We start from the raw sequence: 16,349 nt of genomic DNA, 5'->3' as shown, positions 1-16,349 counted from the left end.
CGGCTATTCACTCGCCATGCGTCGCGCTGTGCCGGTAGCGAACCGGCGACACGCGGCGCGTGCGCGCTTTCATATTGATGCCCTCCTCGTCCCTACGACATGAAATTTCTGTTCGATCTATTCCCGATCCTCCTCTTCTTCGTCGCATTCAAGATCTGGGGCATCTACACCGCCACCGCCGTCGCCATTGTCGCCACGCTTGTGCAGATTGCCTGGGTTGCGTTCCGGCATCGCAAGGTCGACCCCATGCTGTGGGTGAGCCTGGGTGTGGTGGTCGTATTCGGTGGCGCGACGCTCGTGTTGCACAACGATACGTTCATCAAGTGGAAGCCCACCGCGCTTTACTGGCTTTTTGCCGGCGCGCTGATCGTGTCGCAGGTCGGTTTCGGCAAGAACCTCATTGAAGCGATGATGGGCAAGCAGATTGTGTTGCCGCACCGCGTGTGGGGCCAATTGAACCTTGCCTGGGCCGTGTTTTTCGCGATTCTCGGCGTGGTCAATCTGTTCGTGGCGTTCAACTACACCACCGACCAATGGGTCAACTTCAAGCTGTTCGGCGCGACCGGGTGTTTGCTGGTGTTTATCGTCGCGCAGAGTTTGTGGCTCGCGAAGTATATGAAAGAGGACGAAGGGAAATGAGCGATCCCGGTTTTATGGAGAACTTCGTCAACGCGTCGGCCGAGGGCAAGATTGCTTATCTCGAAGCGCGGCTCAACGCGGCGCTGGACGCGTCATCGGTGCATATAGACGATGACAGCGCGGCGCATGCGGGTCACGCCGGGGCCTCGGCGGGAAGTCATTACACGGTGACCATCGTGGCGGCCCGATTCGCCGGGAAGCCACGCGTGGCGCGGCACCGGCTGGTGTATGATGCGCTGGCCGAGGAGCTGCGGCAGGGTATTCATGCGCTTGCCATCAAGGCTTTTACACCCGAAGAGTTTGCAGACCAGTTCGAGTGACCCCTAGTAACTTAACTGTCCTCCGGTTCAGTTTTGCTTTCAGCCAAGATTCCCAGCCCTCGTTCTGATCAGGAACTATTGATGATTTTGAAAAATCCCCGTATTTGGGTGTTGCTGGCCGCGTTCGCGGCGGCGCCCGTATTTGCTCAGAACATTGCCGTGGTGAACGGCACGCCGATTCCGAAATCCCGTGTCGATGCGCTTGTGGCGCAACTCGTTCAACAGGGTCAGCAGGACACGCCGCAATTGCAGGCGGCCGTGCGTCAAGAGCTGGTGAATCGCGAGATCCTGATGCAGGAAGCCATGCGGCGCGGTATTGCCACCCGTCCCGACGTAAAGGCGCAAATTGCCGTTGCCCAGCAGACGGTGGTGCTGCGTGCGTTGATTGAAGATTTCGTGAAGAACAATGCGCCGACCGATGCCGAGATCAAGGCGCGTTACGACGACATGGTGAAGCAGATTGGCGGCGGCAAGGAATATCACCTGCACCATATTCTCGTGGACAACGAAGCCCAGGCTAAGGACCTGATTGCGAAGATCAAGGCTGGCGCAAGTTTTGAAGATCTGGCGAAGCAGTATTCGAAGGATCCGGGATCGGGCAAGAATGGTGGCGATCTGGACTGGTCAAGCCCGCAGGCGTATGTGCCGGAGTTTGGCGCAGCGGCTGAGAAGTTGAAGAAGGGTGAGATGACCGACGAACCGGTGAAGACGCAATTCGGCTGGCACATCATCCGCTTGGACGATATCCGTGATGTCGCCCCGCCACCGCTCGAGCAAGTGAAGGATCAGATTGCGAAGCAGATTGAACAGGAAAAACTGCAGGCTTTTGAAGAAGGTTTGCAGAAGAAGGCTGTTATCAAGTAACTGCCGATTTCCGCCGATGTGAAAATACCCCGCTGGTTTGCGCCAGCGGGGTATTTTTATTGGGCTTTTGACTCGCGTTGCGATGCCCTCTTCCTAATGAAAAGGGCACCGTGAGACTTTTACCCCACCCAGCGCCGTGCGTTCTGGAACACGCGCAACCACGGACTTGCATCCGTAGTCCAGTCGGCAGGCGTCCAGCTCATCTGCACGTTCCTGTGCACCCGCTCCATATGCGGCATCAGTACCGTGAAGCGCCCGTCAGGCGTCGTCACCGACGTAATCCCCTCCGGCGAGCCATTCGGATTCAACGGATAACGCTCGGTCGCAGCGCCCTGGTTATCGACGAAACGCATGGCCACCAAAGCGTTCGCCACGTCGCCCTGCTGCGAGAAATCCGCGAAGCCTTCACCGTGAGCAACGGCCACCGGAATCCGCGAACCTTCCATCCCGGCGAAGAATATCGACGGTGAGCTTTGTACCTCGACCGACGCAAACCGTGCCTCGAATTGCTCCGACTTGTTGCGCGTAAACTTCGGCCATGCGTCCGCGCCGGGAATCATTGAAGCGAGGTTGCTCATCATCTGGCAACCATTGCAAATGCCCAGCGCAAAGGTGTCCGTGCGGCCGAAAAACTCCGCGAACATATCGGCCAGACGCGGATTGAAACGAATGGTCTTCGCCCAGCCCTCGCCCGCGCCAAGCACATCGCCGTAAGAGAACCCGCCGCAAGCCACCGCACCCGCAAAATCCGCCAGCGTAACGCGTCCTTCCAGCAAATCGCTCATGTGAACGTCGTGGGTGTCGAAGCCCGAACGATCGAACGCGTAAGCCGTTTCCAGATGCGAATTGACGCCCTGCTCGCGCAGGATAGCGACACGCGGACGCGCACCCGTTCCGACGAACGGAGCCGACACATCCTGCGCCGGATCGAAAGTCAGCACCGGCGAAATACCCGGATCAGCGGGATCGAGCAACGCATCGTATTCGGCATCGGCGCAGGCGGGGTTATCGCGTAACCGCGCGATGCGCCAGCTCACTTCGCTCCACGCACGCTGCAACTCATGGCGCGGCGCTTCGAAGATCTTCTTCGCGTCGCGATAAATTTCGATTGCGTCACGCTCGTTCGGCTTGCCGACCACTTCGCTGCAAGCAGACAGCCCATGCTCACGCAACACAGCCAGCACGGCATCGCGATCCGCCAGAGGCACCTGGATCACGCCGCCCAGCTCCTCGGCGAACAACGCGCGAATGGTCCGGTCTTCACGACGGCCGCTGGTCTGCGTCGCCCAGTCCTTGGCGTCACCGTAATCGGATTCGTGGTTGGGATCGAGGATCAGCATGTCGACGTTCAGCGACACCCCCACGTGCCCCGCAAACGCCATTTCACAGACAGTGGCCCAAAGGCCGCCATCGGAGCGATCGTGGTACGCGAGCAGCTTGCCTGCAGCATTCAGCGCCTGGATCGCGTTGAAGAAATGCTTCAGGTCCTCGGCGTCGTCGACGTCGGGAACCGTATCGCCGATCTGCTGCGTCACCTGCGCCAGAATGCTGCCGCCAAGACGATTCTTGCCGCGGCCCAGGTCGATCGAGATCAGCACCGTGTCCGTGCCGCGCTGCAACTGCGGCGTGAGCTGACGGCGTACATCTTCAACCGGTGCAAACGCCGAAATGATCAGCGACACCGGCGACACCACTTCTTTCGCCGCGCCCGTGGCGTCCTGCCACTTGGTGCGCATCGACAGCGAATCCTTGCCCACAGGAATGCTGATGCCCAGCGCCGGGCACAACTCCATGCCGATAGCCTTGACGGTGTCAAACAGCGCTGCGTCTTCGCCAGGACTGCCGCACGCGGCCATCCAGTTAGCGGACAGCTTCAGCTTGCTCAACGATTCGATAGGCGCCGAAGCAATGTTCGTCACCGCTTCGCCCACCGCCATGCGGCCGGATGCGGGCGCGTTGATAACAGCCAAAGGCGTGCGCTCGGCAATGGTCATTGCTTCGCCGCGGTAGCCCGCGTAGTCCATGGTGGTGATCGCACAGTCGGCGACCGGAACTTGCCACGGGCCGACCATCTGGTCGCGCGCCGTCGTGCCGCCCACCGAACGGTCGCCAATCGTAATCAGGAACGATTTGCTGGCGACCGTCGGGTGCTTGAGCACGCTCACCGCGATCTCGGACAACACCATTCCGGTCACATCGACAGGCTCGAACGTCAGGATCTCGCGCTTCACGTCGCGATGCATCTTCGGCGTCTTGCCCAGCAGGACTTCCATGGGCATATCGACGGGTTCGAGCTTTTGATCCGCCCTCTTCGAGTCGTCGATCAACTGCAACTGGCGTTCTTCGGTCGCCACGCCCACGACGGCCACCGGGCAGCGTTCGCGCGCGCAGATGGCTTCGAAGGCCGGGAGGCTTTCCGGCGCAATTGCCAGGACGTAACGCTCCTGCGCTTCGTTCGACCAGATTTCCCGCGGCGACAAACCGGATTCCTCAAGCTGCACGCGACGCAATTCGAAACGCGCGCCCTTGTCCGCGCCATCGACCAGCTCAGGAAACGCATTCGACAACCCGCCCGCGCCCACGTCGTGGATGCTCAGGATCGGGTTCTCGGCGCCCAACTGCCAGCAAGCGTTAATCACTTCCTGCGCGCGCCGCTGGATTTCCGGGTTGCCGCGCTGGACGGAATCGAAGTCGAGTTGCGCGGTATTCGCGCCGGTTGCCATCGAACTTGCCGCACCGCCGCCCATGCCGATCCGCATGCCCGGACCGCCGATCTGGATCAGCAACGACCCCGCCGGCAAATCCATCTTGTGGGTGTGCTGGTCCGAGATATTGCCGATCCCGCCCGCAATCATGATCGGCTTGTGATAACCCCGTACGCGCCCCGCGGCGTTCTGCTCATACGCGCGGAAATAGCCGCCCAGATTGGGCCGGCCGAATTCGTTGTTGAACGCAGCCGCGCCAATCGGGCCATCGATCATGATCTGCAGCGACGACGCAATGCGCTCCGGCTTGCCGTACGGTTCATGCGCGTCCGATGGATTGCGCTGCGGCACCGGCACGGCGCTGTCGCGGGCGTTTTCCCACGGCTGGCGTGCATCGGGCAAGTCCAGGTTCGATACCGTAAAACCAGCCAGGCCCGCCTTCGGTCGCGCGCCGCGGCCCGTCGCGCCTTCGTCGCGGATCTCGCCGCCCGAGCCTGTTGCAGCGCCTGCAAACGGCGAAATGGCGGTCGGGTGGTTATGCGTCTCGACCTTCATCAACGTGTGCGTCAACTCGGTGTGACGGCCGTAATGCTCATTTGAACCACGCGGGAACCAGCGCTCGGCCGTGCCGCCTTCCATGATCGCCGAGTTGTCCGAGTACGCGACGATCGTACCGGCGTGATTCAGCTTCTCGGTGTTGCGGATCATGTTGAAAAGCGAGATGTCCTGCGGCTCGCCGTCAATGGTCCACTGGCCGTTGAAAATCTTGTGGCGGCAATGTTCGCTGTTGGCCTGCGCGAACATCATCAGTTCGACGTCGGTCGGATTGCGCTCCAGCTGCTTGAACGAATCGACGAGGTAGTCGATTTCATCTTCGGCCAGCGCGAGGCCGAGTTCCGCGTTCGCCGTTTCCAGCGCGCCGCGGCCATGGCCGAGGATATCGACGGCTTGCAGCGGCTGCGCCGGCAGTTCGTCGAAGAGATGCAGCGCGTGATCCCGCGACAGCGCCACGCTCTCGGTCATCCGGTCGTGCAGCGCGGCGGCAACCGCCGCGCGTTCCTGCTCGCCCAACGCCTTCTTGCCGCCAATGCCGCTGCCGAGCAGGCCGCCTTTCAGGATCACCGTATATTCGATACCCCGCTCGATCCGCCGGACCTGCGTGAGGCCGCAGTGATGCGCAATATCTGTCGCCTTGCTCGCCCACGGCGAAACGGTGCCGAAACGCGGCACGACCATGAAGGTTTCGTGTGCGCCGCGCTCGGTGCTCGCCTCGAACGGCGTGCCGTAGTGCATCAGCGCGTGGATGCGGTTGCTGTCTTCATCGGAGAGCGGATCGACCGAGTTCACGAAATGCAGATACTGGCCGCGCACGCCGACAATTGCCGGGTCGATGCGCGTCAATGTTTCGAGCAGGCGGGTTTGACGGAAATCGGAGAGGGCCGAAGCGCCGGGGAAACACGAGAAGTGGGCCATTGTCGCGGTGCTTAAAAGACGTCGAATACGTCAAGGCAGACGTCGAGACGAAAGACGTCGGAGCCGTTTGCGGCAGTGCCGCAATTGGCGGTGGGAAGACCCGGATTATAACCCGGAAGTGTCTCGAAAACGGACCCCGGGCCACGCCGTGAAACGGCCCGGCGGCGGCGCTGCAATCTCTGAAATACCCCCGGAGTGTTCTTGCAAAGGTCCGGCGGCGCATTTCAGGAGCCTTACCGGACACGGGTTTCCGGCCACCGGGCCGGTCGCCGGCGCCGCTCTGCCGCGCCTCTTGGCGTCCCGTCGATTCCCGTTTGGCGCTATCATGGCGCGCTTTCCCTGACCGGCGTTTGCTCTTCAAACGCCGGTTCGCCTCTCTCACGAGAATCCCGGCGAATCCCGGGCGCCCTGACACATCGGGCGCCGGCTCGTGAACCAGTCTGGTCTTGCGCCTTCGGGCGAGAACGAATCATGGATGTCATCGTCATCGGCGGCGGAATCGCCGGCATCGCCACCGCGTATCAATTGCGTGCAAACGGGCACCGCGTCTGCGTGGTCGAGCGCCATGCCACTGTTGCGCAAGGCGCAACCTATGGTCACGGCGGCTCCGTGCTGCCCTCGCCGCTCGACGTGTGGTTCGGCCCGACGTTCATGCAGACACGGCGTGCCGCAAAAACCGGCATCCTGTTCAAGCCCGGCTTCAATTCCGACACCCGCGAGTTTGCCAAGCAATTGGCGCAGCTCCAGGATCCCGAGCGCTTCACCGGGCAATACGCCGCCCTGCGGCCGCTGGTGGAGAGTTCTCGCGACGTGCTGACCGACATCGACTCCCGGTACGCACTCGATTACGAACAGCGCACCGGCGTGCTGCACGTGTTCCGCCATGAACGCGATCTCGAGCTGGCACAGTCGGCAATCGCGTTGCTGCAGCGCTATGAGACGCCGCACCGCATGCTGACGCCTGAGGAATGCGTGGCTGCGGAGCCCTCCATTCCCGACGATCCGCCGCTCGCCGGCGGGGTCTTGCTCGGCGACGCCCGCACCGCCAATTGCCCGCTGTTCACCAAGCTGCTCAAGCAATTGCTGGAAGACGGCGGCGTGCAGTTCCAGCTCGGCCGCGAAGTAACGGCTATTCGCGCCGACACCCAGCGTGCCGCCGTGGAGCTCGGTCCGCGCGCGGGCGAAGTCGACGGCAAAGGCCGGAAGTCTCGCGACGTGGAACTGATTGGCGCTGACGCCATCGTGGTGGCAGCCGGTACCGGCACGCCGGCGTTGCTGGCCACGCTCGGAATCAGGTTGCCGCTGCATCCGCTGCGCCTGCACACGTTGACCGCGCCGATTGCTTACGAAGAGCGTGCGCCGCACATTACGGTGGTCGATTCGGTGAAACGCATCACCATGACGCGGATCAACCAGCGCATGCGCGTAACCGGCGGCGCGGTGCTGGAGAGCGTGGCCAAGGCGCACAAGCCGATGACCGAAAGCATGACGCGGCGCGCCCTGGCGCTGCTGGGACAAGCGACCCACGACTGGATTCCGGGTGCAGCGAAGGTATCCGCGGCGCGGGCGTGGGACGGTATCAGGCTGGTGTCGCCCGATGGGTTGCCGGTCGTGAGCCCGACGGCGCATGCGCGTTTGTTCATCAACGCGGCTCACGGGCCGGCGGGCTGGGGCATTGCTTGCGGGGCAGCCAAGGTGGTTGCCGCGATGGTCTCCGGAATCACGCCCGAGGTCCCCGCTGAAACGCTGAGCGCGCTGCGGATGGACCGGTTCTAGGCGGGCGAAAGAAGCATCGAAGTGGACAAGCGAGGTGGACAAGCGAAGCGCCTTTAGCGAAAGTAAGGCGCTTTGTGAATCCCTTGTGACCGGCGCTTGCGGCCATCTGGGCGCAATAATTGCGATGCGTTCACGCACTCCTCCCACGCTGCCGCCATGACCGACCCTGCCCTTCACGCCCTCACTCCGCCCTACGTCGAGCCACGCGATCACGCGCTGGCGCTCCTGACACTCGGCGAACTCCGCACGCTTGAAAGCCGCGCAGCGGCGTCCCTTCCCGCGAATACCCTGATGGCGCGCGCCGGAGCTGCGGCGGCGAGATTTATCATCGATCAGAAGCGGCATGCGCCGCTTCTCGCCGCGCTGCCGGTCTGGATCGTGGCCGGGCCGGGCAACAATGGCGGCGATGCGCTGGTGATGGCGGCCCGCCTACGGCAAGCCGGCATCGATGTCGAAGTCTGCATGCCGGTGGAAGTCAAACCCGACGACGCTCGCTGGGCGCTGGCCGAAGCCGCTCAAGCGGGCGTGAAAATCACGACAGAAGCCCCTGCGTCCTTCGATAACTTCGGCTGGCTCGTCGACGGCATGTTCGGCATCGGCCTGGGACGGCCGCTGGAAGGCGTGTTCGCTGATCTTGCCTCGCGCCTGTCGCGGCGCTCGAAGGCGAACGGTGGCGTGCTTGCGCTGGATATCGCGAGCGGGCTTTCAAGCGACACGGGCGAGCCGGTCAGCCGCAGCGCCGACGGCCGCGCGCAGGCGGTTCGCGCCACGCATACCATCACGTTTATTGGCGCGAAGCCGGGCCATTTCACCGGCGATGGCCGCGACCTGACGGGCAAGCTTTATATCGCCGACCTGGGCGTCAAGGCGCCCCTCGAACCCTCTGTCGTGCTGAACGCGCCATCGCTGTTCGGCGCGCACTTGCCACCCCGCGACCACGCGACCAACAAGGGCACGTTCGGCACGCTCGCCGTGCTCGGCGGCGACACCGGCATGTGCGGCGCACCGATCCTGGCCGCGCGCATGGCGCTGTACGCAGGCGCGGGCAAGGTCAACGTGGCGTTCATCGGCACCGATTCACCGCCCTACGACCCGCCGCACCCCGAGCTGATGCTGCATCACGTCGACCAGCTTTCCCTCGACAAGATGAACGCGCTCGCGCTCGGCTGCGGCATGGGCCACAGCGAGCGCGCAAAGCAAGTGCTCGTCGATGTCCTCGCGCTCGATGTCCCCAAGCTCCTCGATGCCGACGCGCTCAACCTGATTTCATCGGATGAAAAGCTGGCCGCCAAGGTCGCTGAACGGGGAAGCCGCGGAGATCCTTGCGTACTGACGCCGCATCCGCTGGAGGCAGCCCGCTTGCTCGGGTCGGATCTCAAGAAGGTCCAAGCGGATCGTATTGCTGGCGCGCGGCAGTTGGCGGCGCGTTTCTCTTCGGTGGCTGTGCTGAAAGGCGCGGGCACGATCGTCGCGTCGCCGGACGGGCGTGTTTCAGTGAACCCCACCGGCAATGCGGCGCTCGCCACAGGCGGGACCGGCGACGTGCTGGGCGGGTTGATCGGCGCGTTTCTCGCGCAAGGCGTGCCGGCTTATGAAGCCGCGCTTGCCGGGGTTTATCTGCACGGGCGTGCCGCTGAAGCGTTGACCGATGAAGGCGAAGGACCCGCAGGACTGACCGCGGGCGAGCTGGCACCGAAAGTGCGCAGTTTGCTCAACCGGCTCTTTTACGCCGCGTGAAATCTACGCCGCGTGAAACGCGCCCTCGAGGTCACCGTTGGTCAGCAACGTTTACCGATGATGAACGAAACACGAATGCGTCACCCACGCGGCTTAACCTTCATGCAAGCCATCATTCATCCATCGTGGCTATACTTGTTGACTCGCGCGTAAGCTGGTCAATAAGCTGGCTGATAAGCCGGTCGAGATGGATCCTCATCAGACTTTCGCGCGATGATCAGTACCTCCCGTCACCCTCTGATAAACGGACCGTTATGACGCTCAATTCGCTCCCTGCCTGGCCGGCGCTCCAGACGCATTACGATGCCATCCGTGACGAGCGCCTGCGCGATTGGTTCGCGCCGCAAAACGACACCACTCCGTCCCGCGCCGAGCGCCTGACTTTTGACGGCGGCGGCATCTCCATCGACTTCTCGAAGAACCGCATTACCGAAGCCACGCTCAAGCTGCTCGTCGAACTCGCGCAGCAGGCCAAGGTCGCTGAAAAACGCGACGCCGTGTTTGCCGGCGATATTGTCAATGTCACGGAACATCGCGCGGTGCTGCACACGGCCTTGCGTTCCACCGACGACCACTCTCCGTTCCAGAAAGAAATCCGCGCTGAAAAAGCCAAGATGGCCGCGTTCGCGAACAAGGTCCGCGACGGCTCGTGGACCGGCTACACCGGCAAGCGGATTCGCCATGTGGTGAACATCGGCATTGGCGGCTCGGATCTCGGGCCGAAGATGGTCGTGCATGCGTTGCAGCACCTGGCGCAACCGGGTCTGGACACGCATTTTGTCTCCAACGTCGATGGCGCCGATATCTACAACGTGCTCAAGGGCATTGACGCTGAAGAGACGCTGGCCATTGTTGTGTCGAAGACCTTCACCACGCTCGAAACCATGACCAACGCGCGCTCCATGCGCGAGTGGTTCCTGAAGAGCGGCTGCCCGGAAGACGCGCTGTCGAAGCACTTCGTGGGGGTATCGGCGAATCCTGAGGAAGTGGTCAAGTTCGGCATTGCGAAGGAAAACGTCTTCGAGATGTGGGACTGGGTCGGCGGCCGTTATTCGCTATGGTCTACCGTCGGCCTGTCGATCGTGATCTCGGTCGGTCCGGAGAACTTCGAAAAACTGCTCGCCGGTGCTCATGCCATGGACGAGCATTTCCGCACCGCGCCGTTCGAACGCAACCTGCCCGTGCTGATGGGCATGATCGGCATCTGGTATCGCGACTTCTTCGAGTCGCAAAGCGTGATGGTCGCGCCGTACTCGCAAGCCATGCGCTATTTGTCGTCCTACCTTCAGCAACTCGAGATGGAGAGCAACGGCAAGTCGGCACGTCTCGACGGCACCATGGTCGACTACCCGACCGCCGCCGTGATCTGGGGCGAGCCCGGCACGAACGGCCAGCACGCGTTCTACCAGATGCTGCATCAGGGTCCGACCATGATCCCGATTGACTTCATCGCCGTGCTGACGCCGGAACATCCGCTTGTCGATCATCACGCCAAGCTGCTCGCGAATTGCTTCGCGCAAAGCGAAGCGCTGATGCTCGGGCGCACGCTGGAAGAAGCGAAGAAGGTCGCAGGGCCGGGCAAGGAAGCACTCGCTACTCACCTGAGCTTCCCCGGTAATCGCCCGACGACAACGATTATTCTCGACGCCCTCACGCCCGAGACACTGGGCGGGGTTATCGCGCTTTACGAGCACAAGGTGCTGGTGCAAGGCGCGGTGTGGGACATCAACTCGTTCGATCAGTGGGGCGTGGAGCTGGGCAAGATCCTCGGCAAGGTAGTGGAAGCCGATATCACCAGCGACAAGGCTGATCCCACGAAGCATGACTCGTCGACGTCGGCGTTGATCGCGCGTGCGCAGGCTGCGTTGAAGAGGCTTTGATTTGAAGGGCGTCTCGCGTTGTCCATGAATCACGACGCTAGACGCCTTGCGCCAACTCAACTACACGCTCAGGCCATTCACAAGACGCCCTGCTTCTATTGTCACCGTCGCGTCGCATCGCCCGGCGAGTTCGGTATCGTGCGTGACGAGGATCAACGTGGCGCCGTTGCGGCGGTTCATCTCGAACATCAGGTCGATGATCGCGTAACCCGTTGCTGCATCAAGACTGCCGGTGGGTTCATCGGCGAACAGCACGGCCGGATGCGTGACAAACGCGCGCGCAAGCGCCACGCGTTGTTGCTCGCCACCGGATAACAGCTTGGGATAATGCGCGGTTCGCTGGCCGAGGCCGACCTGTTCGAGCAGGTCCCGTGCACGGGTCGCGATCTCCTTGTGCGGCACGTCGCCGCGCAATTCCAGAGGCAACATCACGTTCTCGAGCGCGGTCAGATGCGGCATCAGCTGGAACGACTGGAATACGAATCCCACCGAGCCGCTGCGCAAGGCCGCACGCTCGTCTTCGTTCAGCGTGCCCAGGTCGCGCCCGAGCAGACGAACCGAGCCGGCTGTCGCGCTGTCCAATCCGGCAAGCAGACCGAGCAAGGTGGACTTGCCCGATCCCGATGCGCCGACTATGGCCACGCTGCTGCCCTTTTCGATCGACAGGTCGATCTGATCGAGGATGATCAGTTCGCCCGTCGCGTCCTTCACCCGCTTGCTTAAACCCCGTACTTCAATGACTGGTTCGATATTGTTTTGCATGGAGAGACTTAAGGTGAACTGGACAACGCGCGCCACGCTGGCACCGCTGGCATGGGTTGCATGGGTTGCATGCATGGGCGCTGCGCCGGCGCAAGCGGCGCAAGACGCCGCCACGGTCGCGGCTGCGGCCACCGCCGCCAAACCGTCGATCGTGGTCCTCGGCGACAGCCTTTCCGCGGAATACGGCCTGCCGCGCGATACAGGCTGGGTTGCCTTGCTGCGCTCGAAGCTTCCGCAAGAGCACTTTGATTATAGCGTCGCCAATTCAAGCATCAGCGGCGACACCACCAGCGGCGGCCTTGCCCGCCTGCCCGCTGCGCTCAACCGCCTCAAGCCCAGCATAGTCATTGTGGAACTGGGCGCCAACGACGCGCTGCGCGGCGTGCCGCTCGCGACCACCGAGGCGAACTTGCGGACCATTATCGAAAAATCGCAGGCAGCCAACGCGAAAGTCTTACTCGTCGGGATGTATGTTCCGCCTAACTATGGCCCCGACTATTCGCAAAAGTTTCACGGCGTCTACGAACAATTGTCCAAAGAAAAGCATGTGCCGCTAGTCCCGTTCTTGATGGCCGGTATTGAAAACAAGCCCGACATGTTCCAGGCGGACCAGATGCATCCGACCCCTCAGGCCCAGCCCTTGCTATTGAACAACGTCTGGCCAGTTTTAAGACCTTTGCTGGGCGCGCCATCGAAATGACCGGAGGGATATGACTTATCGAAGCAATTCATCGATATAACCCCGCTTGAATCCTGTCAGCGCGTCGCCCGGTTGGCTTTTAGCCATGCGCGGAATGCGGCCACGATTCAGTAATCAAGATTTTCGCGTAACCCTGAAAAACCCCGGCTCCGCTGTGAGCGCATTGAAAGGAGGTAACGTGAAATATTTACCAATTCTCGCTATGACCGTCGCGATCTCGGCTTGCGCCGCTCCCATGTCCCCAGGCGTCAGCCAGGTCGGCACGAGCCAGCAACCGCCGAAGGCCGTCGCACAATGTATTGCGCAGAAATGGGCCGATAAATCACAGCAACAAGTGATCTCGCAGGACACGCTCGCGAACGACATGGCAGCGAATGTCTACGTTCCGGGTCAGCAACCGCCGGACGGCGCAGCCGCGCTCGTACGCCCCAACTATTCGGGCCCGGGAACATGGGTCGGTTTCCGCGCTGCGGGCTCGGCCGGCAGCGACGCCACCGGCGACATCCAGGCATGCCTCTGACCTCAATGCAGGTCTAGCCGAGTGGGCATAAAAAAGCCCCGCTGGTTTTCGCCAGCGGGGTTTTTTATCGTGCGGATCAAATCCGGAGAATCAGACCGCGGAGATCATTGCGACTGATCGGACGTGGCGGGCACGTTCGTGATCTTCACCTTCGAGCGCGCCTTCAATGAATCGAGGTACGACTCCATCTCCGCTTGCGCGTAGACCTGCGCGACTTGCTGCTGCGCGCCGGCCAGACGATCCGGGGTCACCGGATCAGGCTTCTCGACACCATCCACGCGATAGATAGCGTAACCGTCCGCGCCAAGATCGACGCCAACATAAGACGGCAGCTTCGACGAATCCGCCTTGAAGATTGCAGCGAGCGCGGCGGGCGGCAAGCCCTGCGCGTCGTTACGCGAGACCTTCGATACCGACGAGAAACCTGTAGTCGAGTTCGACTTCTGCAACTCGGCCAGCTTGGCCTCGCCATCCTTGCGCGCTGCCTGGGCCGCTTCTACCGCCACGACCTTCGTGCGCACTGCGTCCTTGATGGTGTCGAGTGCGGGGATTGCCGCCGCTTTGTAGTCCGTCACACGGCCTGCAATCAGCGTGCTGTTGCCGATATCGATAGCCTGCGTGTTGTTGTGCTGCTTCACGGAGTCCGGCGCGAATACGGCTGCGAGGAACTTCGGATTGTTCAGCGGGCTATCAGGCGGCAGCTTCGGATCCGGCTTCGATCCAACTGTCGCGGTCTGGATTTGCAGCTTGTATTTGTCGGCAGCGGGTTGCAGCGACTTCGACTGCTCGTACACCGTCGAGGTGAAACCTTCGGCGTCGTCAGCCAGGTTCTTCGCCGCTTGCTGCGCGACGACTTCCTTCGTGATCGCGTCCTTCACTTCGTCGAACGGCTGCGTGACGGACGGCTTCACGTCAGTCGCTTCGAGAATGTGATAACCGAAATCCGTCTGCACGATCCCGCTGATTTCGCCCTTCTTCAGGCTGAACGCGGCGTCGTCGAATGCCTGGCCGCCTGCAATCATGCCGCGGCTGAAATAACCCAGGTCACCGCCCTTTGCCGCCGATCCCGGGTCCTGCGAATTCTTTTCTGCAATCTGCGCGAACTGGTCCGGATGCGCCTTGACCTGGGCGAGCAATGCGTCGGCCTGTTGTTTGGCCTTCGCTTTGTCCGCAGCGCTTGCGTCTTTCGGCGCCGTGATCAGGATGTGACTCACGCGCACTTGCGCCTGTGTCTTGAAGCGCGCGATGTTGTCGTCGTAGTACTTTTTCAGATCCGCGTCGGACGGCTTGACCGCTGCCGACAACGTGGCCGGCGACATCACCAGGTACTGGATGGTCGCGGACTCGGGCGTGGCGAACTCAGCACTGTGCGCGTCGTAATACGACTTCAATTGCGCGTCGGCAGGCTGGATCTTCGCGGTGTAATCGACGGTGCGGAACGCAAGACCTTGAACGTCGCGGCGCTGCTCGGCGATCTCGGTCAGCGTTTGCGCCAGGGTCTTCGACGTGAACGCCGTGGACTGGATGCTCGACGGAATCTGGTCGGAAGCCAGGCTATAACGCACGCGCTCGTCGTACTGTTCAGGCGTCATGCCCTGCATGGCGAGCAATTGCTTGTACTGGTCCACGTCGATGGAACCGTCCGGCTTGCGCAGCGAAGCGATGGTCGGGTCGGCCAGCAAGGCACGGCGCACGGCTTCGTCGGAAGCGGTCAGGTGCAGGCGCTGGGTTTCGTCGGCGAGCACGCGCTGCTGCACGAGGCTGTCGATCAGCGACGCGCGCATTGCCGGCGATTCGAACATCTTCGGGTCGAACTGGGCGCCGAGCATCTGCCGCGCGCGATCGATTTGCTGGCGCATCGCGCCGTCGTACTCGACACGCGTGATCTTGTGGCCGTTGACGCTGGCGACGTTGGCGTTTTCGTCGAAGAAACTGCTGAAGCCCTGGATACCCACAATTCCCAATCCCGGCACGACGATCAGGATCAACAGGGCCATCATCAGGCGTTGGTGATTACGGAAAAAGTCGAGCATGCGTGACGATTCTGCCTAATACGAAACGCCCGATGTTACAGCAGCGGGCAATAAAAAAGGCGAACCGGAGTTCGCCTTTCTCGTGAATGCTGGCGGAGTGGACGGGACTCGAACCCGCGACCCCCGGCGTGACAGGCCGGTATTCTAACCAACTGAACTACCACTCCTTTTTTACATCTTTTGCAACGATTCAGACGCGAACAGCGCAGCCGATTGTTGCAGTTACTTGCTTCAATTACTTGCGGTAACCAAACGCCAACCATCGGCCGGCCGAACCGGAAAGCGGTGCGCCGGAAGGTTTGATCAACACCCTGCCAGCCTTGCTCCACAACCGTTTGCTCAATCGGGGACGAAGTATACAACGAAAAATCGGACGGTGCGAAATTTTCTCGTATGACGTAGCAAAGACCGCTTGGGCGCAGATCGCTCCGGCGCGATTCCTCCGGGCTGCGAAGCTAATCGCCGTCGCCGCCCGGTGAGGCGGCAGCGACGGCGAAGACCGAAGCTTCCAGTTGGCTTGCCGCGGGCTTCAAGTCGCATTGACGCTAACGTCCCCCCACTCCCTGCGATGCAGCCACGTCGAGCGGCTCGGCACCCGGAATCCGCAGCGGCTCGATCTTGCCTACGATCACGAGATAACTGAACGCGCCGAGGAAACAGAAACCGCCCGCGACGACCAGCGGAATGGTGAACGACCCTTTGGTGAGCGCAAGCATGAGGCCGGTGAACGTGGTGATCACGATGCCCGCGAGGTTCGACGTAAAGTTCTGGATACCGCCGATCGAAGCCACGTAATCCGGCGTCGGCGCCACGTCGCCGGGAAGTGACCAGATGCTTGCCGCGGCGAATGCGAGGCTGCCATAAAAGGCCAGTTCAAAAAGAGCTCGGAAGGGCTGTTTACTTTTCCACGAAACGGTTAACCTTGGATACCTGAACAACG

Annotated in this window: 11 protein-coding genes, 1 tRNA gene and 1 pseudogene; 8 read left to right on the top strand and 5 right to left on the bottom strand. The window is 61.8% G+C overall.

The window, feature by feature from the left end; all coding sequences use genetic code 11:
* Positions 1 to 99 precede the first annotated feature (99 nt).
* From AWB69_RS37060 to AWB69_RS37050, 3 genes are all read left to right on the top strand, one after another.
* Positions 100 to 639 (top strand): septation protein A, encoded by a 540-nt coding sequence (locus AWB69_RS37060; protein WP_062091754.1) that lies wholly within the window; start codon positions 100 to 102, stop codon positions 637 to 639.
* Between the two features lie 14 nt (positions 640 to 653).
* Entirely contained in the window at positions 654 to 959 is a 306-nt protein-coding gene (locus tag AWB69_RS37055) for a BolA family protein (protein WP_062091778.1), read from the top strand.
* Between the two features lie 81 nt (positions 960 to 1,040).
* Positions 1,041 to 1,823 carry a peptidylprolyl isomerase gene (locus tag AWB69_RS37050; RefSeq protein WP_062091753.1) on the top strand — a complete coding sequence of 261 codons (783 nt, stop codon included), beginning with the start codon at positions 1,041 to 1,043 and terminating at the stop codon, positions 1,821 to 1,823.
* A gap of 119 nt (positions 1,824 to 1,942) precedes the next feature.
* On the opposite strand, the gene purL is transcribed toward AWB69_RS37050, so the two are convergent.
* Entirely contained in the window at positions 1,943 to 6,001 is a 4,059-nt protein-coding gene (purL, locus tag AWB69_RS37045; RefSeq protein WP_062091752.1) for a phosphoribosylformylglycinamidine synthase, read from the bottom strand.
* A 471-nt stretch (positions 6,002 to 6,472) separates the two neighbouring features.
* Between purL and AWB69_RS37040 the strand changes: the two genes are divergently transcribed.
* From AWB69_RS37040 to pgi, 3 genes are all read left to right on the top strand, one after another.
* Entirely contained in the window at positions 6,473 to 7,777 is a 1,305-nt protein-coding gene (locus AWB69_RS37040) for an FAD-dependent oxidoreductase (RefSeq protein WP_062091751.1), read from the top strand.
* A 156-nt stretch (positions 7,778 to 7,933) separates the two neighbouring features.
* The gene (locus tag AWB69_RS37035) at positions 7,934 to 9,514 is read left to right on the top strand and encodes an NAD(P)H-hydrate dehydratase (RefSeq protein WP_062091750.1); all 1,581 of its coding nucleotides are present in this window, start codon (positions 7,934 to 7,936) and stop codon (positions 9,512 to 9,514) included.
* Positions 9,515 to 9,768: 254 nt separating this feature from the next.
* Entirely contained in the window at positions 9,769 to 11,394 is a 1,626-nt protein-coding gene (gene pgi / locus AWB69_RS37030) for a glucose-6-phosphate isomerase (RefSeq protein WP_062091749.1), read from the top strand.
* Between the two features lie 60 nt (positions 11,395 to 11,454).
* Here pgi and AWB69_RS37025 read toward each other — a convergent pair whose 3' ends face one another.
* On the bottom strand, positions 11,455 to 12,156 hold the full coding sequence (locus AWB69_RS37025; protein ID WP_062091748.1) for an ABC transporter ATP-binding protein: 702 nt from the start codon (positions 12,154 to 12,156) through the stop codon (positions 11,455 to 11,457).
* Here AWB69_RS37025 and AWB69_RS37020 point away from each other — a divergent pair.
* Positions 12,155 to 12,856 (top strand): arylesterase, encoded by a 702-nt coding sequence (locus AWB69_RS37020; protein WP_062091747.1) that lies wholly within the window; start codon positions 12,155 to 12,157, stop codon positions 12,854 to 12,856. The two genes, AWB69_RS37025 and AWB69_RS37020, sit on opposite strands and share 2 nt — an antisense overlap.
* Before the next feature lie 178 nt (positions 12,857 to 13,034).
* Positions 13,035 to 13,376 carry a hypothetical protein gene (locus AWB69_RS37015; RefSeq protein ID WP_062091746.1) on the top strand — a complete coding sequence of 114 codons (342 nt, stop codon included), beginning with the start codon at positions 13,035 to 13,037 and terminating at the stop codon, positions 13,374 to 13,376.
* A 104-nt stretch (positions 13,377 to 13,480) separates the two neighbouring features.
* Here AWB69_RS37015 and AWB69_RS37010 read toward each other — a convergent pair whose 3' ends face one another.
* The 3 genes and pseudogenes from AWB69_RS37010 to AWB69_RS37000 form a co-directional block, all read right to left on the bottom strand.
* Positions 13,481 to 15,409, bottom strand: a complete 1,929-nt coding sequence (locus tag AWB69_RS37010) for a SurA N-terminal domain-containing protein (protein WP_062091745.1) — start codon at positions 15,407 to 15,409, stop codon at positions 13,481 to 13,483.
* Positions 15,410 to 15,499: 90 nt separating this feature from the next.
* A tRNA-Asp gene (locus tag AWB69_RS37005) sits at positions 15,500 to 15,576 on the bottom strand.
* Positions 15,577 to 15,954: 378 nt separating this feature from the next.
* Positions 15,955 to 16,349: pseudogene (locus AWB69_RS37000) on the bottom strand (hypothetical protein); the annotation flags it as partial.

This window comes from Caballeronia udeis (assembly GCF_001544555.2).
Classification (GTDB): domain Bacteria; phylum Pseudomonadota; class Gammaproteobacteria; order Burkholderiales; family Burkholderiaceae; genus Caballeronia; species Caballeronia udeis.
The sequence above is the reverse complement of the archived record's forward strand: the minus strand, read 5'-3'. Positions and strand labels throughout refer to the sequence as shown.

Bases quoted from the DNA above. Each gene is read 5' to 3' on its own strand.
- AWB69_RS37035 (WP_062091750.1), top strand. From the start codon at position 7,934: ATGACCGACCCTGCCCTTCACGCCCTCACTCCGCCCTACGTCGAGCCA.
- AWB69_RS37050 (WP_062091753.1), top strand. From the start codon at position 1,041: ATGATTTTGAAAAATCCCCGTATTTGGGTGTTGCTGGCCGCGTTCGCG.
- pgi (WP_062091749.1), top strand. From the start codon at position 9,769: ATGACGCTCAATTCGCTCCCTGCCTGGCCGGCGCTCCAGACGCATTAC.
- AWB69_RS37055 (WP_062091778.1), top strand. From the start codon at position 654: ATGGAGAACTTCGTCAACGCGTCGGCCGAGGGCAAGATTGCTTATCTC.
- AWB69_RS37010 (WP_062091745.1), bottom strand. From the start codon at position 15,409: ATGCTCGACTTTTTCCGTAATCACCAACGCCTGATGATGGCCCTGTTG.
- AWB69_RS37060 (WP_062091754.1), top strand. From the start codon at position 100: ATGAAATTTCTGTTCGATCTATTCCCGATCCTCCTCTTCTTCGTCGCA.
- AWB69_RS37020 (WP_062091747.1), top strand. From the start codon at position 12,155: ATGGAGAGACTTAAGGTGAACTGGACAACGCGCGCCACGCTGGCACCG.
- AWB69_RS37025 (WP_062091748.1), bottom strand. From the start codon at position 12,156: ATGCAAAACAATATCGAACCAGTCATTGAAGTACGGGGTTTAAGCAAG.
- purL (WP_062091752.1), bottom strand. From the start codon at position 6,001: ATGGCCCACTTCTCGTGTTTCCCCGGCGCTTCGGCCCTCTCCGATTTC.
- AWB69_RS37040 (WP_062091751.1), top strand. From the start codon at position 6,473: ATGGATGTCATCGTCATCGGCGGCGGAATCGCCGGCATCGCCACCGCG.